Source organism: Adhaeribacter arboris (assembly GCF_003023845.1).
GTDB lineage: Bacteria > Bacteroidota > Bacteroidia > Cytophagales > Hymenobacteraceae > Adhaeribacter > Adhaeribacter arboris.
In genome coordinates, this window is the sequence record NZ_PYFT01000001.1 from 318,521 (window position 1) to 344,551 (window position 26,031).

20 protein-coding genes and 1 pseudogene are annotated in these 26,031 nt (G+C 41.8%); 14 read left to right on the forward strand and 7 right to left on the reverse strand.

The features are described 5' to 3' along the window. Positions 1-19 precede the first annotated feature (19 nt). On the forward strand, positions 20-1,225 hold the full coding sequence (locus AHMF7605_RS01345; protein WP_394336180.1) for a bifunctional 3,4-dihydroxy-2-butanone-4-phosphate synthase/GTP cyclohydrolase II: 1,206 nt from the start codon (positions 20-22) through the stop codon (positions 1,223-1,225). Positions 1,226-1,660: 435 nt separating this feature from the next. On the opposite strand, the gene AHMF7605_RS01350 is transcribed toward AHMF7605_RS01345, so the two are convergent. From AHMF7605_RS01350 to AHMF7605_RS01365, 4 genes are all read right to left on the reverse strand, one after another. Next, entirely contained in the window at positions 1,661-2,512 is an 852-nt protein-coding gene (locus AHMF7605_RS01350) for a sialate O-acetylesterase (RefSeq protein ID WP_106925715.1), read from the reverse strand. Between the two features lie 137 nt (positions 2,513-2,649). After that, positions 2,650-3,009, reverse strand: a complete 360-nt coding sequence (locus AHMF7605_RS01355) for a hypothetical protein (RefSeq protein ID WP_106925717.1) — start codon at positions 3,007-3,009, stop codon at positions 2,650-2,652. Between the two features lie 91 nt (positions 3,010-3,100). Further along, positions 3,101-3,619 (reverse strand): hypothetical protein, encoded by a 519-nt coding sequence (locus AHMF7605_RS01360; protein WP_106925718.1) that lies wholly within the window; start codon positions 3,617-3,619, stop codon positions 3,101-3,103. A 226-nt stretch (positions 3,620-3,845) separates the two neighbouring features. Continuing rightward, positions 3,846-5,039 carry a phosphoglycerate kinase gene (locus tag AHMF7605_RS01365; protein WP_106925720.1) on the reverse strand — a complete coding sequence of 398 codons (1,194 nt, stop codon included), beginning with the start codon at positions 5,037-5,039 and terminating at the stop codon, positions 3,846-3,848. A 690-nt stretch (positions 5,040-5,729) separates the two neighbouring features. On the opposite strand from AHMF7605_RS01365, the gene AHMF7605_RS01370 reads away from it, so the two are divergent. The 6 genes from AHMF7605_RS01370 to AHMF7605_RS01395 all read left to right on the forward strand — a co-directional run bounded on the left by AHMF7605_RS01370 (position 5,730) and on the right by AHMF7605_RS01395 (position 12,518). Then, positions 5,730-8,435 carry a D-alanine--D-alanine ligase family protein gene (locus AHMF7605_RS01370; RefSeq protein ID WP_106925722.1) on the forward strand — a complete coding sequence of 902 codons (2,706 nt, stop codon included), beginning with the start codon at positions 5,730-5,732 and terminating at the stop codon, positions 8,433-8,435. Between the two features lie 209 nt (positions 8,436-8,644). Then, complete coding sequence (locus AHMF7605_RS01375) at positions 8,645-9,433, forward strand: PASTA domain-containing protein (protein ID WP_106925724.1); 789 nt, start codon at positions 8,645-8,647, stop codon at positions 9,431-9,433. 139 nt (positions 9,434-9,572) lie between these two features. Next, positions 9,573-9,848 carry a hypothetical protein gene (locus AHMF7605_RS01380; RefSeq protein ID WP_146153485.1) on the forward strand — a complete coding sequence of 92 codons (276 nt, stop codon included), beginning with the start codon at positions 9,573-9,575 and terminating at the stop codon, positions 9,846-9,848. A 29-nt stretch (positions 9,849-9,877) separates the two neighbouring features. Next, on the forward strand, positions 9,878-11,401 hold the full coding sequence (locus AHMF7605_RS01385) for a T9SS type A sorting domain-containing protein (RefSeq protein WP_106925727.1): 1,524 nt from the start codon (positions 9,878-9,880) through the stop codon (positions 11,399-11,401). A 4-nt stretch (positions 11,402-11,405) separates the two neighbouring features. Beyond that, on the forward strand, positions 11,406-11,699 hold the full coding sequence (locus AHMF7605_RS01390) for a rhodanese-like domain-containing protein (RefSeq protein WP_106925729.1): 294 nt from the start codon (positions 11,406-11,408) through the stop codon (positions 11,697-11,699). Positions 11,700-12,092: 393 nt separating this feature from the next. Next, on the forward strand, positions 12,093-12,518 hold the full coding sequence (locus AHMF7605_RS01395; protein WP_106925731.1) for a hypothetical protein: 426 nt from the start codon (positions 12,093-12,095) through the stop codon (positions 12,516-12,518). A 160-nt stretch (positions 12,519-12,678) separates the two neighbouring features. Here AHMF7605_RS01395 and AHMF7605_RS30745 read toward each other — a convergent pair whose 3' ends face one another. Both AHMF7605_RS30745 and AHMF7605_RS01400 read right to left on the reverse strand, forming a co-directional pair. Continuing rightward, on the reverse strand, positions 12,679-12,804 hold the full coding sequence (locus tag AHMF7605_RS30745) for a hypothetical protein (protein WP_262512332.1): 126 nt from the start codon (positions 12,802-12,804) through the stop codon (positions 12,679-12,681). 146 nt (positions 12,805-12,950) lie between these two features. Then, positions 12,951-16,340 carry a methylmalonyl-CoA mutase family protein gene (locus AHMF7605_RS01400; protein ID WP_106925733.1) on the reverse strand — a complete coding sequence of 1,130 codons (3,390 nt, stop codon included), beginning with the start codon at positions 16,338-16,340 and terminating at the stop codon, positions 12,951-12,953. A 203-nt stretch (positions 16,341-16,543) separates the two neighbouring features. Here AHMF7605_RS01400 and treF point away from each other — a divergent pair, with 203 nt between their 5' ends. Next, positions 16,544-18,148 (forward strand): alpha,alpha-trehalase TreF, encoded by a 1,605-nt coding sequence (gene treF, locus AHMF7605_RS01405; RefSeq protein ID WP_106925735.1) that lies wholly within the window; start codon positions 16,544-16,546, stop codon positions 18,146-18,148. 147 nt (positions 18,149-18,295) lie between these two features. Here the strand turns inward: treF and AHMF7605_RS01410 are convergent, their stop codons facing one another. Next, positions 18,296-19,420 (reverse strand): sensor histidine kinase, encoded by a 1,125-nt coding sequence (locus AHMF7605_RS01410; protein ID WP_106933306.1) that lies wholly within the window; start codon positions 19,418-19,420, stop codon positions 18,296-18,298. 292 nt (positions 19,421-19,712) lie between these two features. Between AHMF7605_RS01410 and lepA the strand changes: the two genes are divergently transcribed. From lepA to AHMF7605_RS01435, 6 genes and pseudogenes are all read left to right on the forward strand, one after another. Beyond that, complete coding sequence (gene lepA / locus AHMF7605_RS01415; protein ID WP_106925736.1) at positions 19,713-21,500, forward strand: translation elongation factor 4; 1,788 nt, start codon at positions 19,713-19,715, stop codon at positions 21,498-21,500. Positions 21,501-21,631: 131 nt separating this feature from the next. Continuing rightward, a pseudogene (locus AHMF7605_RS01420) lies at positions 21,632-21,862 on the forward strand (DUF433 domain-containing protein). Next, positions 21,859-22,023 (forward strand): DUF5615 family PIN-like protein, encoded by a 165-nt coding sequence (locus tag AHMF7605_RS31055; RefSeq protein WP_158267428.1) that lies wholly within the window; start codon positions 21,859-21,861, stop codon positions 22,021-22,023. Before AHMF7605_RS01420 ends, AHMF7605_RS31055 begins: the two are co-directional and overlap by 4 nt. A 236-nt stretch (positions 22,024-22,259) precedes the next feature. Then, the gene (locus tag AHMF7605_RS01425; protein ID WP_394336227.1) at positions 22,260-23,138 is read left to right on the forward strand and encodes a tetrahydrofolate dehydrogenase/cyclohydrolase catalytic domain-containing protein; all 879 of its coding nucleotides are present in this window, start codon (positions 22,260-22,262) and stop codon (positions 23,136-23,138) included. Positions 23,139-23,431: 293 nt separating this feature from the next. Next, entirely contained in the window at positions 23,432-24,013 is a 582-nt protein-coding gene (locus AHMF7605_RS01430; protein WP_106933307.1) for a 7-carboxy-7-deazaguanine synthase QueE, read from the forward strand. Between the two features lie 8 nt (positions 24,014-24,021). Further along, the gene (locus AHMF7605_RS01435; protein WP_106925740.1) at positions 24,022-25,947 is read left to right on the forward strand and encodes an OmpA family protein; all 1,926 of its coding nucleotides are present in this window, start codon (positions 24,022-24,024) and stop codon (positions 25,945-25,947) included. The last annotated feature ends 84 nt before the right edge of the window (positions 25,948-26,031 follow it).

Genomic DNA, 26,031 nt, shown 5'->3' on the forward strand with positions numbered 1-26,031 from the left:
AATTAAAACTAGTACTTACATGATGTTTAATACCATTGATGAAGCCATTGAAGATATAAAAGCAGGTAAAATCGTGATTGTGGTAGACGATGAAGACCGCGAGAACGAAGGTGATTTTATCTGCGCGGCCCGGACCGTAACGCCTGAAATTGTAAATTTTATGGCCACCCACGGCCGCGGCTTGATTTGCGTTCCGCTCACGGAAGAACGCTGCGAAGCATTAGGTCTGGAACTAATGGTGGGCCGCAACACGGCGCTGCACGCTACTCCTTTTACCGTATCCGTTGATTTAATCGGGCACGGTTGCACTACCGGTATTTCGGCCAGCGACCGAGCCAAAACTATTCTGGCGCTTGTGGACCCTAAAACCGATCCGGAATCTTTAGGAAAACCTGGGCACATTTTTCCGTTGCGCGCCAAGAAAGAAGGGGTCATCCGGCGGGCCGGACACACCGAAGCAGCCGTAGACTTAGCGCGCCTAGCTGGTTTTGAGCCGGCGGGCGTATTGGTCGAAATCATGAACGAAGACGGTTCCATGGCCCGTTTACCCGATCTGGAAAAAGTAGCCGCCCGCTTTAATTTAAAACTAATCTCGATTAAGGATTTAATTAAATACCGTTTAAAGCAGGAGAGCTTAATTACCCGGGAAATTGCCGTCGAATTACCCACCGATTACGGGAAGTTTGATTTGTATGCTTTTACGCAGCGCAGCAACGGGGCTAAGCACCTGGCATTGGTAAAAGGTACTTGGTCCGAGGATGAACCTATTCTGGTGCGGGTCCATTCTTCGTGCGTTACCGGTGATATTTTTGGTTCTTGCCGCTGCGATTGTGGTCCGCAATTGCATAAAGCCATGCAGATGATTGAAGAAGCCGGGCAGGGAGTAATTGTGTACATGAACCAGGAAGGCCGGGGAATTGGTTTGTTAAATAAACTACGCGCTTACAAACTGCAGGAGCAAGGCCGCGACACCGTAGAAGCTAACTTGGAACTAGGTTTTGAAATGGATGAACGGGATTACGGCGTGGGAGCGCAAATTTTACGCGATTTAGGCGTTACCAAAATGCGGCTTATTTCCAATAATCCCAAAAAACGGACGGGCTTAATTGGGTACGGATTGGAAGTAGTAGAAAATGTTCCTATTGAAATTACCCCTAACCCATACAACCAACGTTACTTAACTACCAAGCGCGATAAATTGGGCCACACCATTCTTAAAAAATAAATCAGTTAAAATAAAGAAAGCCAGCATCCCTGCTGGCTTCTTTATTTTCAGGTCAAGATATCTTCATTCTAAGATCGATTACTTTTCTTTAAATACTGATTTTTTAATGTCATCTAGTTTCATGTAATTACTTACCTCTCTTTCAGGCGAGTAATCACTTTTTGCCAGTGCCGCCATAATTCTTTGTTTTTCAGTTTCAGTTTTATTTTGACTTAAATTTTCTTGGTCCGTAAATCCGAAACTGCCATTTCAAAAGCTATAATTATAGAGGGAGTTTGAAAGTTATTTTTAACCGTTAAAATAGTAGCAAAGCTATACACCCCGTCCGTATGAAGTTAAGCTTCTCTTCTTTATCTAAAATGGCCTTTAGTTTGAGTACTATCTCAGTATGTAAATTTATTGGCGATTAAACTACAAAAACTATTATTTGATTGTTTAATGCGATAAACCGGGTTTGTTAGTTAATTTTTTTTGAAGTTGAATATAAGCTTGGGCGTACCTTTGGCCCATCAATCTTTGGCCTTTAGAATCAAAATGGATATTATCACCTTTATGGTTTAAGTCGGAGGTGCGTACCACCGATGAGTAAGGATCAGAAGAAGAATACTGTTGGATTTGTTCGTTTATTTGCTCCCATTCTGCTGTGTCTTTAGAAAAAGTACCCAGCTCTCCCAAAACAATAGGTAAATTTTTATCTCCCAGAATTTCTCTGAATTGACTTAAAAGATTAATTAACCTGGTTTTATAAAGCGGTATATCTTCAGGGTGAGCATCGCTTTCGCCTTGGTGCCACAGAATGGCTTTTACTTGCCCTAAGCTTTTTCCGATAGCCGCTTTTTCTTTAAAGTTTGTCAAGAGTTTCACCTGACGGTGCGTCGAGTCCCCGAGCCATTGGCTAATAGAACTACCCCCAACCGCAGTAGGAATGAGTAAAATAGAAACACTTTCCGGTACTTGTTTAATTAATGTTTTTGCGAAGGAAAGCCCGCTGCCTAAACCCGTGTTATTGGGTTCGTAAAAGTGGAGGGGTTCTTTGGCCATGATTACTTCGCCTTTTTGATTAATGGTAAAAATTCTTTCATGCGGAATAGTATCCGCGGGTTCTACTTGTCCGCGGCCGGCCATATTGGATTGTCCCGCCAAAATAAAAACCCAGGTATTTTCTTTTTCCGGCAAGTCCTTTACCTTTAATTCTGCTTTCGGGAAAAACTGCGTTCTTTTATTGGTTAACTGCGGCTTGCAAGAAATTAAACTACAAAAAGCAAGTAGTAATAAAAGTTTTTCCATTTTTTAATGTTTTAAAGCTTGGTTAACGGTGCTCGTACATGAGGTGAGAGAGGCGTAGCTGGGGCTTTGCTCATGTACTTTGTTAAGTGTTGAATTTTTAAATCATTCAGTTTCTTTATTACTAGTAATTGAATTCTTTAAAAACCAGAACATTCTACTTCTGTTACCAAGCCAGTTTCTGGGTCATAGTATATCACCGTATGGTAAGAAGAACTACTCGTTGGATAATCTATTGAATATTTCTTTGGTTTTCCTTTTTCAAAAGAAGTCCAGTAGTTATACGACTTTTCATTTTCATTGTAGTTCATTCCACCCATAATAACCTTGGCTTCTTCAAGTGGTATTCCCACTTTAACTTTTTGGCAGTTTTTTATATATAGTTCGCTGTACTTGCTTTCAAAGTAAAATTCTCTGATGGCAAAAACGGAGGCCGCTACTCCAACTAATGCAAAGAAGAAGAGCAAGACAATAAATGTAGTTTCTAAAGCTTTCTTCATAATTTTTTAACACCTAACGGCTAGTGCATGAGACGGGCAGGGCCGTCGGCCGTAGCACGGCTTATGCACATTGTTGTGGTGTCGTAATTTTTTAATTCCCACACCCGTCACATTTTGTTTGAATGTAGTACCAATCATTTCCCAAATCCAAACTGTCGGTGATTTCTGTAACCAGATTCTTTGTGAAAGATGGTCTGATTCTAGATTTGGAGAAGTATAGTTGTCCGTGATAACTTACCTGTCTATAATTACAAGTCCGATAATGGATTTGCTTTGTTTCTCCTTTATATGAAATAAATCCCCAGTCTTTTGAAGAAAACCATTTTTTCAATTTAGGAAGTTTTATTGATTTTTCTCTTTCATATTTTTCAGGAAAGTCCGTCCTTATGAAAAGGTCCTGTTCATCAAGACTTGCTATCTTGAGCGCCGTCTTATTCTGTGTAATTTCTTCCTCAACATCCTGAAATTCTTTTAGGATTTTAGGCGCTTCATTTCTCCATTCAGCTACCTTTTCTTCGCATTTATTAAAGTTATTAAAGGAATTACATTGTCCGAGTAGGGAACAAGTCAATGTAAGAACGAGCACCTTATAAAAATTCCCTTTGTTCATAATTATTTATGCACCACAACTAGCGGATAAACGTCATTATTAGGTATATCCTGCCAATATAGCGGTATATACGTAATCAGTTATTTCAAAAAAGTAAAATAATTTTTGTCTCGCCTTTGATAATTATAGTTCATCAATTAAATCTTAAACTTGAACAAGGGCCTAAAAGCCAAAACACCCCGGCTGTTATCAACCGGGGTGTTTTAAAGCAAATAAATTTAAAAATTTAAGCTTCTAAAGCGGCTACGCCGGGCAGGGTTTTGCCTTCCATGTATTCAAGCAGGGCGCCACCACCGGTAGAAACGTACGATACATCGTTGCCATAGCCGGCTTGATTAATCGCTGCCGCTGAATCGCCGCCGCCAATGAGGGAGAAGGCCCCGTTGCGCGTAGCGGCTACTACGGCTTCGGCAATGGTACTGGTGCCCACGGCAAAGTTCGGCATTTCAAAAACGCCCATCGGGCCGTTCCAGAGTATAGTACGCGAATTCCGGACTACTTCGCTGAAACTGGCGCGGGTTTCCGGTCCTATGTCCAGGCCCATCCATTTGTCCGGAATGGAGCCGCTGCTTACCACTTCGGAGGTAGCGTCATTCGCAAATTTATCGGCAATAACACTATCGGAGGGTAGGTACAATTTTACGCCTTTTTCTTTGGCTTTATCCATCAGGCTCAGTACCAAATCCAGCTTATCGGCTTCCAGCAAAGAATCTCCGACAGAACCACCTTGGGCTTTGGCAAAAGTATAACTCATCCCCCCGCCAATTATCAAGTTATCCACCTTATCCAGCAGCTGCTCAATAATTAATATTTTGTCGGATATTTTAGCGCCTCCCATAATAGCCGTAAACGGTCGTTCCGGATTTTCCAACACCCGTTTGGCGTTTTCAATTTCGGCTTGCATCACGTAGCCGGTCATTTTCGCATCCGCCGGGAAATATTGAGCAATAACCGCTGTAGAAGCATGCGCCCGGTGCGCCGTACCAAAAGCATCGTTTACGTACACGTCGCCGAGTTTACTTAATTTTTCGGCGAAGGCAGCATCACCTTTTTCTTCTTCGGGGTAAAAACGTAAGTTTTCGAGCAATAAAATTTCGCCGGGTTGTAAGTTTTGGGCTAGTTCAGTAGCTTCAGCGCCAATACAATCCGAAGCAAATTTTACTTCGGTACTAAATGCCTGCGACAAAGCCCCTACAATGTGGCGCAAGGAATATTTATCCGTAGGTCCTCCTTTCGGCCGGCCCAAATGCGACATTAAAATGGCCGAGCCGCCATCTTTTAAAATTTTCTGAATAGTGGGTACGGCCGCGCGGATACGGGTGTCGTCGGTAATTTGAAATTGCTCGTTGAGGGGTACGTTAAAATCTACCCGCACTAAAGCCCGTTTGCCGACAAAATTATAATCGTCTACTGTTTTCATAGTTGTTTTTTTAATTAGTCGATAGTCCATCGTCCACAGACCATGGTTAGTTATATGGTTGAGTTGGTTTATGGTTGAATAGTTGAATGGTTATACTGTCAGATGGTTGAATGGTTGAAAAGATACCTTGCTATTATTCAGAAACGCGCAAACTTCCCATTTTTCGACCTTCCAAATTTTTAATCAACTTGCAACCTGTAATCTGAAACCTGTAACTTATTAGCCGGGCAAAGTTATGTTTTTTTGGGTATTACAAAAGAATAGCGGAAGGAAACTGTCTGAGTCGCGGATTATACGGATTTCGCAGATTATTTATTAATGGTACTAAAAGGAACTAATCAGTATGGAAAAATAGCCGCTTCAAATCTTCCTCTCTCAAACAGGGAGCTTTCTAATAAACGCTTGATTGGCTTTTCCCTTTATTACGTCCTTTTTTTCGTTTGCTAACTTTAACTTAAGCAGGATAATTTACCGTTGCAAGGCACAATAATATGCTACTATTATACTCCTGTAATCTTCGAATTATACGATTCATGGTTCTCACAGTTAGCCTAGTCATCCTTTCATCATGATTCAGACAAAAATACAAGATAATTCCGGAATTTTGACAAAAATGGAATCCGCGTAATCCGGGTAATCTGCGTAAATCCGTGATACTATTTTCCACATTTTTAGAATATCTTTGCACCGATGAAAATAGGGATAATTTTTGGCGGACCTTCGCGCGAACGGGAAATTTCCTTTGCGGGCGGTCGTACCGTTTACGATAATTTAGATAAATCGCTGTTTGAGGCAGTACCGGTTTTTGTGGATAGCCTGGGTAATTTCATTTTGCTCGACTGGCATTATATTTATAAAGGCACTATTCGCGATTTTTACCCGCCCGTAGAGGTTTTACCCCATTCTTTGCACCAACTCCAGATTTATCTGGAATCTTTGGGTGAGTTAAGTACCGAAGAGCAGGAAGGTATAATCAATAAAGTAGGTAAACGCATATTACCGCACCAGTTTAAAGAATATTTCGATTTCGCTTTCCTGGCTTTACACGGTCCTTACGGCGAAGATGGCAGTATTCAAGGTTTATTGGAGTGGTACCGGATGCCATATTCTGGTTCCGGAATTTTACCTTCGGCTATTGGCATCGATAAAATTTTGCAGAAAGATTACATGAATAGCCATGGGTTTCCGGTGCCGCGCTACCGCATTGTGCGAGCCGAAGAATGGGCAGATACCAGCCAACGGCCAATTATTTTTGAGCAGCTTACCCGCGACTTAGGTTTACCCTTAGTTATAAAAGCGCCGCACCAAGGATCTTCTATTGGGGTTTCGATTATTAAAACCACTGATTTCAGGGCGTTTGAAGAAGCCTTGGCCCGCAGTTTCTTCGCCAAAACCATTTACAAAAACTCCTGGCAAGGATTTTCACCGGAAGCAAAATTAAATTTCGTAAAGCAACTCACTGACATCCGCGAGGGGATTGGTTTACCGGTTCGAACCGATAATGGGGTGATTATTCATCATCCGGAACAATTGCTGGAGATTTTAGAAGGCGTTTTTGAGGAGAATGCCCGCGAGGAAGTTACGCTTACCAACGTGGAAAGCGAACCGTACGTGTTGCTGGAGTCTTTCATTCAGGGTAAAGAATTCTCGTGCATCGTTATTCAGGATCCGAACGGTAACCCGCTGGCTCTGCCGCCCACCGAAATTATTAAAGGCGGCGAAGTTTTTGATTACCGCAGCAAATACCTGCCCGGTTTGAGCCGTAAAATTACTCCCATAAATTTGCCCAATGAACAAATTCAGCATATCCGGCAGGAGTGTAGCCGTTTGTTCAGCGCCGTAGGTTTTAACGTGTACGCCCGCCTCGATGGTTTTATTACCGCCGAGGGTCAGGTATTCCTGAACGACCCCAATACTACTTCGGGTATGTTGCCTTCGTCGTTCTTCTTCCACCAGGCGGCCGAAATTGGCTTAAATCCGTCGCAGTTCCTAACGTACATTATCCGGACCTCGCTCGTAGAGCGCCTGAAATCAGGAAAAGATACCGTTCATTTACGAAAACAATTGCACGCGTTAGATGCATCTATTCAAAATAAAAAAACCGCTAACCAGAAAAAAATCAGAGTAGGGGTAATTATGGGCGGTTATTCTTCGGAGCGGCATATTTCCGTAGAAAGCGGCAGGAATATATACGAAAAACTCGCCTCTACGGTAAAATACCAGCCCATTCCTATTTTCCTGACTGGTTCAGCGGAGGAACACCGTTTGTATGTGATTCCGGTAAATATTATGTTGAAGGACAACGCCGACGACATAAAAGAAAAGATTGCGCACGCGGAAGAAGGTCATTTGCAACACCCGGTATTAGAACAAATCCGGCAGGAGGCCAGCCCAATTACCGAAAAATACACGGGTAAAATGTTACGCGAACCGCAGCTTGTTACTTATGAGCAATTGAAAGATTTGGTCGATGCGGTATTTATTGCCTTGCATGGTCGCCCCGGCGAAGATGGCGCTTTGCAAACCGAACTGGAAAAATACGGGATTCCGTACAATGGCTCCGGTATTGATTCGTCGCGGATTACCATTAATAAATACGAAACCAACGAAATTCTGCGGCAGCACGGTATTAAAGTAGCCGACCACTTAATGGCTTACAAGCAGGATTGGCAAACGAATAAAGAAGCATTTTTTCAGAATATTGAAAGCGCTTTTAGCTATCCTTTTATCGCTAAACCAGCCGACGATGGCTGTTCTTCGGCGGTGAAGAAAATTAAAAACCAACGCGAACTAGCGGCTTTTTCGGAGCTTATTTTCCGGGAAACCGAAGACTTAACCCAAGGCCCGGCTACGGTGCTCGCTTTAGGTTTTAAAGAAGAATTTCCGCAGAAAGAAGCCTTTTTAGTCGAAAATTTGATTTCGAAAGAAGATGGTTCGCACTTTTTAGAAGTAACGGGTGGTTTGCTTACCCGGTATTTACCCAATGGCCAGGTAGAATACGAAGTGTTTGAAGCGTCGGAAGCGCTGGCGGAGGGTGAAGTTTTATCTTTAGAAGAAAAGTTTTTAGCCGGCGAAGGTCAAAACATAACCCCGGCCCGGTATGCCCCAGAACCTAAACTGCGGCAGAAAATTTCGGATAAGGTAAAAGCCGATTTAAAGAAAGTAGCGGAAGTTTTAAATATTGAAGGTTACGCCCGGATTGATGCCTTTGTGCGCATTAAGGAAAAAAATGAGGTAGAAACCATTATAATTGAGGTAAATTCTTTACCCGGTATGACGCCGGCCACCTGTATTTTCCACCAAACGGCTATTAATGGCTACAAACCTTATGATTTTATCGATCGGATTTTAACTTTTGGCATGGAACGTACCCAGAAAAAAGTAAGGGCGGCTTGAGTAATTTACTTTTATTCGTTTCAGCTAATGTAGATAATTCACACTATCGATCTTAACTATTTCGTTTTAAGTACTTGAACACATTCTGTTTAAAGTAACAAGTAGGCATATGCTGAATTTTAGAAGCTCAGCAATTAAAAGACGAACAATTAAAAACCAACCAATATTTATTGTTTATTCCCAGCAAATAAACGAAAACTGATTTTTGCATGAGTAATTTTTTTAAAGCGAATTCGCCCGTTGACATTATAAAGCACCTGATCCTGATTGTAATGATTATTGCTTTAATGTTATTTATTTTCTTTTTCGTGTACCTGCCATCCACTACTAATCACGGCCAAACCATTACGGTTCCCAAAATTACGGGCATGAGCCTGGCGGAAGTAGAAAGTTTTCTGGATAATAATAACCTCCGCTACTTTGTGAGCGATTCGAGTTACAGTACCAGCAAAAAGCCATTTGAGATATTAACCCAAGATCCTTTGCCGGGTTCAAAAGTGAAGGAAGACCGGAAAATTTATATCTCCTACAACATGAAAACGCCACCCAAAATAAAAATGCCTAAGCTTTTGGACGGGTCGGTGAAAAATGCGCAACTGATTCTAAAAAGCTACGATTTACAGGTTGGAGAGGTACGTTTTGTGCCGGATTTACAAGAAAATGCCGTTTTAAAACAATTATACCAAGGTAAAGAAATTGCTCCCGGCGCTCCGATTGCGAAAGGCTCGGTAATAGATTTGGTAGTTGGCAATGGTATTGGGAACGATGAATTTGAAGTTCCCCGGGTTATAGGCATGCCCATTGATGAAGCAACGGTTTTATTGGTTGGGCAGAACTTACAAGTGGGTAGCATTACGTACCAGGTGGCTCCGAACGGCGAAGCGGATGGTACTGTTTTGCGGCAAAGACCAAACGCCGGCGCCGGGGCCATGATCCGGGTAGGGGAGTTAGTTGACTTGTGGGTAGCCGGACCGGAACCCGTAAAAGCAGTGGAATAAGAAGTTGTAAGTACGGACCAGAAAACTGCTACAAGTGAACGTTCGGAAGGATACATCGTAAATTAGTGACATATTACTATTGCCTTTGCCGTTATCTAAACGGTTGAAAAGATTATATTAGGCAGCACCAGATACCGATATGATGAAACGTTTCCTTGCCGGATTGTTTTTTTATTTTAGCCTCCTTGCCGGTTACGCGCAAATTGTTACCCCGCTCGAATCGTATCCTGTGTTTTCTGCTAACCGCCGGTACCAGACGGCTCGATTAAGCGCTGAAGGCGATACTTTAGAATTGCCTTTTTTTGATGATTTCGCGAATCAACCTACTGGTCCGGTAAATTTGCTTTATTGGCAAAGTGGGGGCGGGGCTTTGGTGAATAATGAGTTCAGCATAAGCCCCCCTCGGCGGGAGTAGTAACTTTAGAAGGAATCCGCGGCAATGGTTTGCCATATAATGCGCTTACTTCTTACGGCTATTCCGATACGCTTACATCTAAACCGCTGAATTTACAAAATTATAACCCGGCTATAGATTCGGTGTACCTGAGTTTTTACTGGCAGGCGGGTGGCCTGGCTGGTTCCCCGGATACGTATTCTGCTACCCGGCCGGTATTTTTAGCGTTAGAATTTAAAGATATTAACGGCGTTTGGCGGGAAGTTTGGCGCCAGCAAGGGCAAAACCAAGCAACTAATTTTCAGCGCGAAGATATTCCAATTCAAGATCCATTTTATTTATATTCCGGTTTTCAGTTTCGTTTTCGTAATTCGGGCGTGTTAAAAGGCACCGGCGATGCCTGGAACCTGGATTACATTTATCTGAATAAAAAAATTAATCCCGCTAAAAGATTACAGGAAGATGTAACCATTAGCCAACGCCTGAACTCTTTATTGAACCGCTATACCGCCATGCCCGCCTGGCAATTTTTGGCGAACCCAACTACTGAATTAAACGATTCAACTTTCACCGCTATTAATAACCTGAATAACCGGTTTGCTCCCATTACTTGGCGGGGATATACGAGAGTGGTTAGTACGGCTCAACCGGCCGATACCTTCCTGCGAGGTAATGCGGCCATTGAACCTTTAGCTGAGCAATACTTAATTACCGGAAAACCTATAGTTGGGTCTACTTTTGCTCTGGGCAACGATTTTATTGTGAAGAGTGCTATATTTTTAAATTCCCGCGAAACATTTGCCCGCACCCGCCAGAACGATACCATCTACCGAGTAACAGAATTTAAAGATTATTACGCCTACGACGATGGTACCGCCGAAAGTAATTTTAGCTTAGATAAAACCGGCCAGCGTCAAGGTGCTTACGCCTTCGAAACCAACGTACCCGACCGGGTAAAAGGCATTCGGGTGTATTTAACCAAAACCAACGTACCCAAAAACTTAATTAACTTCCGGGTGTGGGATGCCGTGGATGGCAACCCGGCTACTACCGCCAAAGCCCAGCAAGGATTTATTATTCCAGCCGTAGAGTCGCTGAACCAATTTTTTGATATATTATTTCCGGCATCGGTTCCGGTGGAGGGTAGCTTCTTTATCGGTTGGAGTCTGAGTCCATCGGTGGTAGATTTTGTAAATTTTGGGTTTGATTTAAACGAAAGCGCCGCCGGAAAAATCAAATATAATAATGGTAATCAGTGGAAAGAATTTAAAGATGAACGCGGCGCACTACTGCTTCGCCCAATAATGGATAAAGTGACGGGTTCTAAAGATATTTTACCGGATCAAACACAGGTGAAGGCATTTCCTAATCCTAGTACCGGTCTAATTACTTTACAAGGCCCGGTTACGAATTGGCAAGTAACCGATGCCACCGGTAAATTAATTGTAAAAGGGGAGAGAAAAAACCAAGCAGGAGTTCAAGTAAACCTGTCGGCTTTAGCGAATGGTTTATATTTTATACATTGCCAAACCAAAAAAGGAATAATTATTAAAAAAATCAGCTTAAACCATTAAAAACATGGAAGATATTACCACTGATGAATTAAAGAAGCGCCTAGCTGCCGGCGAAAAGCCTTTTATTGTGGATGTACGGGAGCCGCACGAATACGAAGAATTTAATATTGGTGCTTTAAATATTCCGCTGGGCAGCCTACCGCAGCATTTAGAGGAACTGGAAGAACACAAAGACGAAGAAATAATTTTGCATTGCCGTTCCGGGGCTCGTTCCGGCAACGCCAAAGCTTATTTGCAACAGCAAGGTTTTGAAAAAGTACGGAATTTACTCGGAGGCATGCTGGCCTGGCAAGTCTAAAAAATTGTAAATTTTTTAAAGCGGAAGCTGTAAATAACAACTTCCGCTTTTTTGTGTCCTAATGTTTGTCCAGTAAAGTTTTTAGTTTTTTCAAGGTTCCTCTGTTAGGCGTAAAGCACTTGATAATAGCGGCTTAGCGCAAGCCTGCAATTTTTAGATGTTACATTTAGACCAGGTGCAGGTAGGGTATTTAAATGCTACCAAATTGTGCAAGGTTAAATTATGGATTTCAAAATGAGTAATTGAATTAAAGCCGGTAACTTTGTTAATCTGAGATAAATTCACCGTTTTTAATCTTGATAAAATAATGATTTAAAAAAGGTTCTTTTAATTTATAATCTAAAAAATAGCCTAATCTTCGGAAAATTCGTTAGAGGAAAGAAAAACTAAATTATGAAATACAAATTAATTATAACTGTAACCGTAAGCGCCTTATTGTTTTTTAACCGCGCTTTACACGCACAAACAACCACCAACTCCAATGTAGATTCCTTGCGTAATGCGCAACAGCAAAACATAGATCGGTTGCGAGATACGAAGGAATATAGCAATGCAACCAAAGGCAAAGCCAAAGATGCGGATAGATACGAAGACGATGCCTCGGCGGTAGCTAAACAGGCCAAGAAAAATGCAAAAGCTGCCCGCAAGCAGGAAAAAGCTGCCCGCAGAGAACAAAAATTAGCCCGTCAACAAGAAAAAGCTACTAAACGAGAAGCCAGAGCAGCTAAAAAAGCAGAAAGAGCCGAAAAGAAAGCAGCCAGAGCGCAAAAAAAAGCGGATAAACAAGCTCGGAAAGCAGCTAAAGAATTAAGTAGGTAAAAACAGGATAGATTTCCAAAATAAAAAAGCCTCTGCAAAGAGGCTTTTTATTTTATATTCAAATAGATGATTTCTTACGTAACATTTAGGGGATAAAATATTTTCTGGTTACCTAATAGTACAGTAGCCACAATCTTCAATCTAAAAGTACTAACTTACCTTACAGGTAAAGATGATAATCTTCGTCAGCCAAGTTAATACGAATATCCTCGGCGTCTAATAAGGATTTAATAACCAAACTCAGAGTACCCAGGATTAATAAAGAAGTAATCGTAATCTTTTTCATGTAACAGCATCAATTAAATTTCTATAATATTAACGAAAGAACAAGAAATTTAGTTTGTGCTTAACATTATTAAATTATTACTAATAGTATTAGGGTATTACATACTTAATTTAAAAATTATTTAAAGTATAACAAAACCAAAATGCTTACATATTGCGCCGGTATTGGCCACCAACGGCAAATAAAGCATTCGTAATTTGACCTAGAGAGCAGTACTTTACCGTTTCCATTAATTCCGCAAAAATGTTTTCCTGTTGAATGGCAATTTCTTGAACCTGCTTTAATTTATTTTCGGCTATTCCGTTATTTCGCTGGTGTAGTAAATCCAACATTTGAATCTGGTATTGCTTTTCTTCTTCCGTGGCCCGGATAACTTCAGAAGGAATAATGGTAGGAGAGCCTTTGCTGCTCAAAAAAGTATTTACCCCAATTATCGGGTATTCGCCGGTGTGTTTCAGGGTTTCGTAGTACAAGCTTTCTTCCTGAATTTTGCCCCGCTGGTACATGGTTTCCATAGCGCCCAATACCCCGCCGCGTTCGGTAATCCGGTCAAATTCCCGTAATACGGCTTCCTCCACTAAATCAGTTAATTCTTCAATAATAAACGAACCTTGCAGCGGGTTTTCGTTTTTAACTAAACCTAATTCCCGGTTAATAATTAACTGAATGGCCATGGCCCGGCGTACACTTTCTTCGGTGGGAGTGGTTATAGCTTCGTCGTAAGCATTTGTGTGCAAGGAATTACAGTTATCGTAAATGGCGTAAAGCGCTTGTAGCGTAGTTCGGATATCATTAAAATCAATTTCCTGGGCGTGCAGCGAGCGCCCCGAAGTCTGGATGTGGTACTTAAGCATTTGGGAGCGGGCGTTGGCGCCGTACTTTAACTTCATGGCTTTGGCCCAAATGCGGCGGGCTACCCGGCCAATAACCGCGTATTCCGGGTCGATGCCATTGGAAAAGAAAAAGCTTAAATTAGGCGCAAAAGCATTAATGTCCATGCCGCGGCTCACGTAATATTCCACGTAAGTAAAGCCATTCGCCAAGGTAAAGGCTAACTGCGAAATAGGATTAGCGCCCGCTTCGGCAATGTGGTAGCCCGAAATAGAAACCGAGTAAAAATTCCGGATGTTGTTTTGAATGAAATATTCCTGCACATCGCCCATCAGCCTTAACGAAAACTCCGTACTGAAAATACAGGTATTCTGGGCTTGGTCTTCTTTTAGAATATCGGCTTGTACGGTGCCTCTTACCGCGGCCAAAGTCTGGGTTTTAATTTTTTGGTACGTTTCAACGGGTAAAATCTGATCGCCGGTTACGCCTAAAAGCATTAATCCTAAACCGTTGTTGCCGGTAGGTAGTGACCCTTGATACTGGGGTTGGGTTTGTCCTTTAGCTTTGAAAATTTCTTCTATTTTCTGGTTGGCTTCAGCTTCCAGATCATTTTGTTTAATATATAATTCGCATTGCTGGTCAATGGCTGCGTTCAGGAAAAAAGCCGTTAAAATAGCCGCCGGTCCGTTAATGGTCATGGAAACCGAAGTTAAAGGATCGGCCAGGTTAAAACCGGAATACAGTTTTTTCGCATCGTCGAGGCAACAGATGCTGACCCCGGAGTTGCCAATCTTGCCGTAAATATCGGGCCGAAGCGCCGGGTCTTCGCCGTAAAGCGTTACCGAATCGAATGCCGTAGATAAGCGCTTAGCCGGTAAACCCAAACTAACGTAATGAAAGCGACGGTTGGTACGCTCCGGGCCACCTTCGCCGGCAAACATGCGGGTAGGATCTTCGCCTTCGCGTTTAAACGGAAATACCCCGGCGGTATACGGAAACTCGCCCGGTACATTTTCCTGTAAGTTCCAGCGCAGTAAATCGCCCCAGGCTTCGTAGCGAGGCAACGAAATTTTCGGAATGGGTAGTTGCGATAAACTGGTAGTATGCGTTTTTATTTTAAGTTCTTTATCCCGAACCTTAAAAATAAAATATTCATGCTGATAGGCTTGCTTACGGGTTTCCCAGGTTTCCAGGATTTTACGGTTATGTCCGTCTAGTTGCCGCTCCAGTTCCGTATAAGCCAGGTTTAACTGATTAATTAAACTTTCTTTGGCATCTAAAGCCAAATCCTGCAGAGCAGTTATGGACTTTTTTAAACCAAATAACTGTTGGGCAATTTCGGCTTGAGCGCTTACCCATTTATCGTATTGCCGGTTGTTTTCCGAAATTTCAGATAAGTAGCGGGTACGGCTCGGCGGAATGATGTAAATTTTTTCCGATTGTTCTCTTTGCGCTAATTCTTTCGCTTCGAAGCTAAAGTTAGTTTTTTGAGCAATTTTCTGCATGACGGCCTGGTACAACCGATTCATACCCGGATCATTGAATTGCGACGCAATGGTGCCAAATACGGGAATTTCGTCCTCATTCGTCTCCCAGAGTTGATGATTGCGTTTGTATTGTTTTTTTACATCCCGTAAAGCATCTTGCGCGCCGCGTTTATCAAATTTATTCAGCGCAATAATGTCGGCGAAATCCAGCATATCAATTTTTTCAAGCTGCGTGGCGGCTCCGTATTCGGGCGTCATCACGTACAAACTAACATCCGAATGCTCTACAATTTCGGTATCGGACTGGCCAATACCGGAAGTTTCCAAAATAATCAAATCAAACTGAGCGGCTTTTACGACGTCAACGGCGTCTTGCACGTGTTTACTCAAGGCCAGATTGCTTTGGCGCGTAGCCAAAGAGCGCATGTACACCCGATCGTTGCTAATGGCATTCATTCGGATGCGGTCGCCGAGCAAAGCCCCCCCGGTTTTGCGTTTACTGGGATCAACGGAAATAATGGCCACATTGGCTTCCGGAAAATCGAATAAAAACCGACGAACTAATTCATCTACCAGACTGGATTTACCCGCTCCGCCCGTACCGGTTATTCCTAAAACCGGAGTGGGTGGCACAGAAACCCGCCAGGTTTTTAAAACCTGGCGGGTTTGAATAAATTCAGCCGGGTAATTTTCGGCGGCGGAAATTAAGCGAGCGATAGATTTGGCATTTTTTTCTGGTAGGTGGTTTACTTCGCCGTTCAGGTTTTTACCGGTCGGAAAATCGCACTGTTGCAGCAAATCGTTTATCATGCCTTGCAAACCCATGGCCCGGCCATCGTCGGGAGAATAAATGCGGGTAATGCCGTATTGGTGCAGTTCTTCTATTTCCGAGGGTAAAATAACGCCCCCACCGCCCCCGAATATTTTAACGTGGCCGCAGCCGCGCTCCTGCAATAAATCGTGCATGTACTTAAAGTACTCCAGGTGCCCTCCCTGGTACGAAGTAATCGCAATCGCCTGCGCATCTTCCTGAATGGCACAATCCACAATTTCCTGCACCGACCGGTTATGACCCAAATGAATTACTTCGGCTCCGGAAGCCTGCAGAATCCGGCGCATAATGTTTATAGCGGCATCGTGCCCGTCGAAAAGCGAAGCGGCAGTAACAATTCGGATAGGATAAACAGATTTATAAACTTCTACAGAGGCTACCGGCATAAAAGTAAATTATAATTTGGGAGTACGAAGATAGAGAAAAACTCACTCTCTATTTTTAACGGTAAGCTCACAAAATGGATTGCGGGTAAAACTTATAAATAAAATTTTTAAAAAAGTTAAAACGGATAATGCATTTTAGGGTTATAATTGTTAATCTATCAAATTTCTTCCATCAAGTATCTTATTTTTAATTCTGGTAGCCGATGCTTATTTACCGTCCTTTATTGTTTGTTGATTTTTTCAGAAAGCGCTTCTTTAACCAAATAGCAGGAATAATTTTAATTTCATTATTCCTGCTTAATCAGCTGCCCTTACAAGCCCAGGTAAGACCGGAAGTGGCGCTCGGGGAGCTTTTTAAAGAGGTGCAATTGCGGGCCATTTTTCCGGATTCTAAAACTTTTCCGGATTGTATTCCGCTTTCCTCCCCGGAAACAATCCTGCAAGCTTATCAAACGGAAAAGAACCAGGCTAATTTTAATCTAAAAGCCTTTGTGATGCAGCATTTTAAATTGCCGTCCGAACCAGCTACTAATTTTAAATCGGATACGGCGCAAGCAGTAAGTCAGCATATTACTACGCTTTGGCCTGTTTTAACCCGGCAACCGGTTCCGGAGGTTTCTTCTTTAATTCCGTTGCCGCATTCGTACGTGGTGCCGGGCGGTCGTTTCCGGGAAATCTATTATTGGGATAGTTATTTTACCATGCTGGGCCTGCAAGCCGCCGGCCAAACCCAACTTATTCAAAACATGGTCGATAATTTTACTTATTTAATCGATAAAGTAGGATTTATCCCCAATGGCAATCGTAGTTATTATACCGGCCGTTCGCAGCCGCCCTTTTATGCCCTAATGGTGAAAATATTACGCGACGGGAAAGGTCAGCAGATTTTAAAAACGTATGGACCGGCTTTGCAGAAAGAATACGAATTTTGGATGACAGGGGCTTCGGAGCTTACAGAATCCAACCCAGCTAACAGAAGAGTAGTACGATTACCGGATGGCAGTATTTTAAACCGGTATTACGATGATTTTCCTGAACCTCGCCCCGAAGCGTACAAAGAAGACGTAAAACTAGCGGAAGAATCGGGCCGGAATAAAGAAGAAGTGTACCGGCACCTGCGGGCGGCCGCGGAATCGGGTTGGGATTTTACGAGCCGCTGGTTTGCCGATGGAAAAACGTTGAAAACCATTCATACTACCGATATTATTCCCGTAGATTTAAATGCCTTGCTGTACCACTTGGAGTTAACTTTAGCCGAAGTAGCTATTTTAAACCAAAATAATTTCCAGGAAAATTATTACCGCCAGCTAGCAGAAAAAAGAAAGAAAGCACTGTTAAAATACTGCTGGAGTAAAAAAGAAGAGTACTTTTTAGATTATGACTTTAAAGTTGGTAATGTAACAGCCGTACCTTCTTTAGCCGCTACCTATCCTTTGTTCTTTAAAATGGCTACTCCGAAGCAGGCCAAAGCAGTTGCCAAGCGTTTGAAAGCCGACTTCCTGAAACCCGGAGGTTTGATTTCTACGCCTAACCATACCGGGGAACAATGGGATGCTCCAAATGCCTGGGCCCCGCTGCAATGGATGAGCATTCAGGGTTTACGCAATTACCGCCAAAATAAGTTGGCTAATCAAGTGAAACACAATTGGGTAGAAATAAATACCAAAGTATATAAAAGTACCGGCAAATTAGTAGAAAAATATAACGTAGAAGCTACCCACCTGGAAGCGGGGGGCGGCGAGTACCCTTTGCAGGATGGTTTTGGCTGGACCAATGGAGTTTTATTAAAATTACTCTCAGAAAAATAAAGAGTTTCTGAAAAAAGTGGTAGACGTGAATTAGTATATTTGCCCGAGAAAGTAAAGAAGCTAATATAAATTGATTTTTGCTAAAAAAATGCAATCACTTGGTGCTTTTAGCGTGATTTCCTTCTAGCGCTAGTTTAGGAGCATCCGCTATTTTAAATAAACTTTAAACTCGGTACCTACGCCTTCTTCGCTTTCTACTTCAATTTTTCCACCTACGTTTTCAATTATTCTTTTAATCATGTAGAGTCCAATACCGGTGCCTTCTACGTGATTATGGAACCGTTTAAACATAGTAAATAATTTTGCTTTGTTTGCTTCTTTAATACCTAAGCCATTATCTTTTACACTGAGCACGATGTTAGAATTTTGTTCATATGTTTTTAACTGAATAACGCAAGTACGTTCTGGGGAATGGTAACGGAAGGCATTACTTAATAAGTTATACAAGATACTGCGGAAGTTTTTTCTTGAGTAGATGATACTCATAACCTGAAAATCAGTTTGTATTTTACACTTTGTATTTGAAAAAGATAAACCATTTACCTCCATTATTTCCTTGTAAATCTGTGGAATATTAATTTTTTCTTCCATCAATCCTTGAGCGAAGTTTTTTTGTAGTTTAGATATTTCAGCCAAATCATTTACGGTACTTTTGAATTGCTTAATAGAAGTAGTAACGTGCTGTAAAATAGTACTGGTAGCTTGATCTAAACAATTACAATTACCTAACCTTTTATTAAGTAAACTAATCAAACCTTCAATATTCGCAATGGGAGCTTTTAAATCATGTGAAGCAGTATAGATAAAATTATCCAAGTCTACGTTTACTACTTTTAAGTCATTATTTTTTTGAGTAATTTCTTCGTGCTGGCGGACTAATTCGTCTTTTAATATTTTTTGTTGGGTTAAATCTTGGGTAACCTTAGTAAATCCAATTTGTTCCCCATTTGGCTTATAAATAGGCGTAAGGGTAATTTTCGCCCAAAACAAAGAACCATCTTTCCGCTTACGCCAATCTTCCGCTACGTAAAAACCATTAGTTCGGGCTTCCTGTAATACTTTTAAAGGTTTACCTTCTTCTTGATAATCATCTGGAAACAATATGCCGTAAAACTTACCAATAATTTCTTCATCTTCATAGCCTTTTATGCGCTTGGCTCCATCGTTCCAGAAGGTAATAAAGCCGTTGTTATCTGTAGCATATATGGCATATTCCTTAACTTGATCTATGAATTGGGAGTAAATAAAATTAGTATCTATTGGCAGGCCCATGGGCATAAATTAAAGTTAATTTGGGAATTACTAATATCTTCCAGGATTGTTTTAAAACTATGGATATTTTAAGAAAATAATACTGACTTAATCGTAGCTCCCTATTTTGATTATATAGTTAGTAACTAAGGATTTAGATGCCAAATATATAAAATTTAGTTTTTACATATTTTTTATTTTTACTTCAACATAGAGAACTCTTTCTGTTAGTCGATTTATAGGTACTTTTACTCTATTTGCAGAACAGATTAAATTTTAAAATGCTTACCTTTGCATTTCGTGTAATTGATTTATGAAGAACATCCGGAATTTTTGTATTATAGCCCATATCGACCACGGTAAAAGCACGCTTGCCGACCGTCTGCTGGAATTTACTTCTACGGTAGCCGAACGCGAAATGCAGGACCAACTGCTCGATAACATGGATTTAGAGCGGGAGCGGGGCATTACCATTAAAAGCCACGCCATTCAGATGGTGTATAATTATAAAGGGGAAGAATACATATTAAACCTGATTGATACCCCGGGCCACGTGGATTTTTCCTACGAAGTTTCTCGTTCTATTGCGGCCTGCGAAGGCGCTTTGCTCATCGTGGATGCCTCGCAGGGGATTGAGGCGCAAACCATTTCTAACTTATACCTGGCTATCGGCAACGACCTGGAAATTATTCCGGTTTTAAACAAAATAGATTTGCCGCACGCGATGCCCGAAGAAGTGTCGGACCATATTATTGACTTAATTGGCTGTGACCGCGAAGATATTATACATGCCTCCGGTAAGGAAGGTATAGGCGTGGAAAATATTTTAAATGCCATTTGCGATCGTATTCCGGCTCCGCAAGGCGACCCGCAAGCACCTTTACAAGCCTTAATTTTCGATTCGGTATTTAATTCGTACCGCGGCATTGAGGTTTATTTTCGCATTATGAATGGCACTCTCCGGAAAGGCGAACGGGTAAAATTTATTAACACCGGTAAAGTGTATAATGCCGATGAAATTGGCGTATTAAAGCTAAACCAGGAGCCGCGCGAAGTAATGGCTGCCGGCAATGTGGGCTATTTAATATCCGGTATTAAAAACGCCAAAGAAGTAAAAGTAGGCGATACCATTACCACCGTCGAAAACCCTACTACCGTGGGGATAGAAGGTTTTGAAGAAGTAAAGCCAATGGTTTTTGCGGGAATTTATCCGGTAGAAACCAGCGAATTTGAAGAATTACGTTCTTCCATGGAAAAATTGCAGCTGAACGATGCCTCCCTGGTTTGGGAGCCGGAAACCTCGGCGGCGTTAGGTTTTGGGTTTCGTTGCGGCTTTTTAGGAATGCTGCACATGGAAATTGTGCAGGAACGCTTAGAACGCGAGTTTGACATGACGGTAATTACCACCGTGCCGAGCGTACAGTTTAAAGCCTTTACTACCCGGGACGGAGAGATTACCGTTAATGCCCCCTCCGAAATGCCCGAACCTAATTACATCGACCACATAGAAGAGCCTTTTATTAAAGCACAGATAATTTCGAAAGCCGAATACATCGGACCGATTATTTCGTTGTGCATGGATAAACGGGGGATTCTGAAAAGCCAGACGTATTTAACCAGCGACCGGGTAGAAATGAACTTCGAAATGCCCTTAGCCGAGATTGTATTCGACTTTTTTGATAAACTCAAAACCATTTCGCGCGGTTACGCTTCCCTGGATTACGAGCTAATTGGTTACCGGGAATCCAACATGGTGAAGTTAGATATTATGCTCAACGGCGAGAAAGTGGATGCCCTGAGTGCCATTGTCCACCGCGACAAAGCCTACGAATGGGGAAAACGCTTATGCGAAAAGCTCCGCGAATTGCTTCCGCGCCAGATGTTTGAAATTGCAATTCAGGCGGCTATCGGTCAGAAAATAATTTCCCGCGAAACCGTGAAAGCTTTGCGGAAGAACGTATTGGCCAAATGTTACGGCGGTGATATTTCCCGGAAGCGCAAACTGCTCGAAAAACAAAAAAAAGGTAAAAAACGCATGCGTCAGGTAGGTAACGTAGAAATTCCGCAGGAAGCGTTTTTAGCCGTATTGAAGCTGGATTAGTCTATAGTCGATGACCCAAGAATCAAAGTTTATAGTTTTTAGCTAGTAATCCTTAGTTGATGGTTTATAATTATACTATTAGGTATGGCCACAAGTGTTCAATATTGTGAAATTTTGTCAGTAAAAAGCAAATGAATTACTTAGAACGCATTACTATTAACCCGGAGATATGTCATGGCAAGCCATGCATCAGAGGTATGCGTTGGCCGGTAGAAGTAGTATGAGATTTACTTAATTCCGACATGACTAAAGATGAAATACTGATTGATCATCCGGAGTTGGAAAAGGAAGATTTAATTGCGAGTATTAATTTTGCTAAACTACTACTTTCCGGTAAAAGTATACAAGAATTAGCCGGATGAAAGTTAGTTATGCTGTACATATTCCGCTAAGATTAGTATCTTTTTTAAATAAACAAGGAATATCAGCTGAACATGTAAATCATTTGCCTGATAGTTTTTATACAACGGATAAAGTTATTGCTGATTATGCGGACAAGAATCAACTAGTAGTAATTACATAAGATATCGATTTTAGAAACAGTTATTACCTTCGGAAATCTCCTCAAAAGTTAATTCGTATTTGCTTGGGTAATATTTCTATCTCCAACTTAATTGCTATAGTTGATAGTAATATTGTTTTTCTGAAGGATAGCTACACAAGATTTGATCAATTTTATTTAGAGATTAACGAAAGTGGGGTAATTACCCTAACCACACAACATAGAATTTAACTTAAAGCTATAACTACTTGGAAGTAATATTAATAGACGGTAAAAAAACGTCAGAAACAATAAAACAAGAAATTGCCGAGGAAGTAGCTCAAATTAAAGAACGCGGAGGTAAAATTCCGCATTTAGCTGCCATTCTGGTCGGAAATGATGGTGGCAGTGTTACCTACGTAAACAATAAAGTATTAGCCTGCGAAAAAGTAGGTTTCAAATCGACTCTCATTCGTTTGGAAGATACTGTAACGGAAAATGAATTGCTGGCTAAGGTGAATGAACTAAACAATGATGCCGATATTGACGGTTTTATTGTGCAATTGCCTTTGCCCAAACATATTTCGGCGGAGAAAGTAAATGAAATATTATTGCCGGAAAAAGACGTAGATGGCTTTCACCCGGTAAATGTAGGTAGGATGGTATTAAATTTACCGGCTTATTTACCGGCTACTCCCAACGGAATTTTAGAATTACTGAAACGCTACGACATTGAAACCAGCGGGAAGCACTGCGTGGTTATTGGCCGGAGTAATATAGTGGGTTCGCCCATGAGTATAATGATGGCTAAAAACGCCAAGCCGGGTAATTGCACTGTTACTTTATGCCATAGCCGCACGGTAAATCTGCCCGAGATAACCCGCACCGCCGATATAATTATTGCCGCTATCGGTATACCGGAGTTTGTTACGGCCGATATGGTAAAGCCAGGTGCGGTAGTAATTGATGTGGGTACTACCCGGGTGGTAAGTTTAACCAAAAAATCAGGTTTTGAGTTAAAAGGCGACGTGAAGTTTGACGAAGTAGCTTCGAAATGCAGTTACATCACCCCGGTTCCCGGCGGAGTTGGTCCCATGACGATTGCTTCTCTATTATTAAATACCTTGAAAGCTTCTAAAAAGGAAGTTTATAAATAATGAATGCGGGGCCTTTGTTAGTAGAGGCGAAAGATTTTAAAAATAGACTTTTGCGAGCGTAAATTGTTCTTCGGTTTACGGCACTAAGCAACAGAATTACTATAAAAGGAATCAAAATAAGCAGTAAGCTGTTACAAAACGTAGCATTTGCTGCTAATACTATACTCAAATCTATTCAAAGCAGCGTTTTTTAACTGTGTGTAATATTTTCAAATAATCCATTGTCCGTAATAAAAGAAATAACGCAACCTTCTGTTTTATCGGTGCCAGTAGATGGTAGTAGACTGCCCTTAATGGAGGCGTTTTATACCATTCAGGGTGAAGGGCATAATACCGGTCGGGCCGCTTACTTTATTCGGTTAGGCGGCTGTGATGTAGGTTGCCATTGGTGCGACGTAAAAGAATCCTGGGATGCGACTAGTCACCCGCTTACTTCGGTAGAAACCATTGTGGCTCAAGCAAAAGAATATCCGGGCCAGGCGGTGGTTATTACGGGGGGAGAGCCTTTAATTTATAATTTAGACGTATTAACCCAAGAGTTGCAAGCAGCTGGCATTCGTACCTTTCTGGAAACTTCCGGCGCTTACCCACTTTCCGGTTCTTGGGATTGGATTTGTGTTTCGCCTAAAAAATTTAAAAAACCGCAGCCCGATGTTCTGCAAAAGGCTAGTGAATTGAAAGTTGTTGTTTTTCATAAAAGTGATTTCGGGTGGGCCGAAGAACACGCTGACCAAGTAGCGCCCCATACTAAACTTTACCTGCAACCGGAGTGGAGCAAAGCCGAGCAAATGATGCCGCTCATTGTGGAATACGTAAAAAATAATCCTAAATGGCAAGTTTCATTGCAAACGCATAAATACCTGAACATTCCGTAAGCTGTTCTATGAGTAAAAGATTTTTTTTAAAATTATTTTGTATTTTTTTGTTCGTACCCTTTGCTCAAGCGCAGCAAGGAAATCTTTCTACCAAATCGGACAAAGCAGCGGATTTGTATAATAAAGCCCAGAAATATATAATTGCCCGGGATTTTAACAAAGCTTTGGAGGCGCTGCAGGAAGCTACTAAAAAAGATCCGAACTTTGGCGAAGCCTACATTAAGGCTGCCGGTTTGTACAAAATGACCGGTAATCAGTCGGCTACTTTCGATGCGTATAAAAAAGGCCTTGCCCTTCTTCCTTTTCACCCGGCCTTAGCTACCGAATATTATAATTTTGCCGATATGGCTTTAGGTACCGGGGAGTATGCTTTAGCGAAACAATATTACGAAACGTTCATAAAAACGAGCCCTAAAAACTCTAAAGCGCTTAAATACGCCCAACAACAATTAAAAAATATTGATTTTGCCGCAGTAGCCCGGCAGCATCCGGTAGCTTTTAAGCCATCACGCATGCAGGCGCCTTTAAATCAATTTCAACTGCAGTATTTTCCGGCCTTAACGGCTACTAAAACGCATCTTATCTTTACCGCCCGCACCAACGAAACTCCGCAAGCCGACGAAAATCTATACGTTTCCGTTTTTCGGGAGAATGCCTGGTCGGAACCGGTTTCCATAGCCAGCAGCATAAATTCTGAATTCAACGAGGGTACCGGGAGCATTTCCGGCGATGGTAAAACTTTGGTGTTTTCTTCCTGTAACCGGCCAAATTCTTTAGGTGATTGCGATTTGTATATTTCTCTACGGAATGGCGAAACCTGGAGCAAACCGGTAAACTTAGGACGTCAGGTAAATTCATCGGCCTGGGATTCGCAACCGTGTTTATCCGTCGATGGCCGGACCTTGTTTTTTTCATCGGACCGGAGCCAGGGAAGCAAGGGGAAAGAAGATATTTGGGTAACTCGTTTGCAGGAGGATGGCTTTTGGTCGGTGCCGGTAAATTTAGGAGAGCCGGTTAATACGGCTGGTTCCGAAACCGCCCCTTTCTTACACGCCAGCGGCAGTACGCTTTATTTTTCGAGTAACGGCCACACCGGTATGGGGGGAGCCGATATTTTTAAATCTACCTTAACGGATTCGGCCTGGAGTGAGCCCGAAAATTTGGGTTATCCTTTAAATACGGCCTCTAACGAAGCTTCTTTCTTTATTACGCCCGATAATACCAAAGGCTATTATTCGCGGTTAGAGTTGGAGAAAAGTAAAAAAAGCGCCAATTTGTACGAGTTTGAAGTGCCGGCGGTCTGGAAAAGTAAAGAAATTAGCACTTATACCCAAGGCCGGGTGTTTGATGCCAAAACGAAACAACCTTTAGGAGCCCAGGTACAGCTCTACGATTTAAATACTAACCAAAGAGTACAACAGGTTTTATCGGATAAGGAAAATGGTACTTACACGGTAGTTTTAAACGAAGGCAAACAATACGGTATGTTTATTAATTCCGGGAATTATTTGCCTAAAAGTATGAGTTTTGACTATACCACCAAAAAAGATTTTAACCCGGTAACTTTAGATGTATACCTCGATCCGGTAGCCAAAGGAGCTTCGGCAGTTTTAAATAATTTATTCTTCCCCACGGGTAAATATCAGCTGGAAACTAAATCTAAAACCGAGCTGAACAAAATTATTGACTTTCTGGCAACTAATAACCAAGTAAAAATTGAGATTGCGGGCCATACCGATGACGTAGGTAATGATACCGATAATAAGTTGTTGTCTGACAAAAGAGCCCGTTCCGTGTACGAGTACTTAGTCGCACACGGGGTTAAAAAAGAACGCATTTCTGCCGTTGGCTACGGGGAAACCAAACCGCTCCACCCCAACAATTCAGAAGAAAAACGCCAGCAAAACCGGCGGATTGAATTGCGAATTCTATAATAAGATAGGTGAAGCTTTTTCTTTATGGTTTCCTTAGCAATAATTTTACCTAGCTAAGGCAATCAAGCAAGACGTAAATTGAGT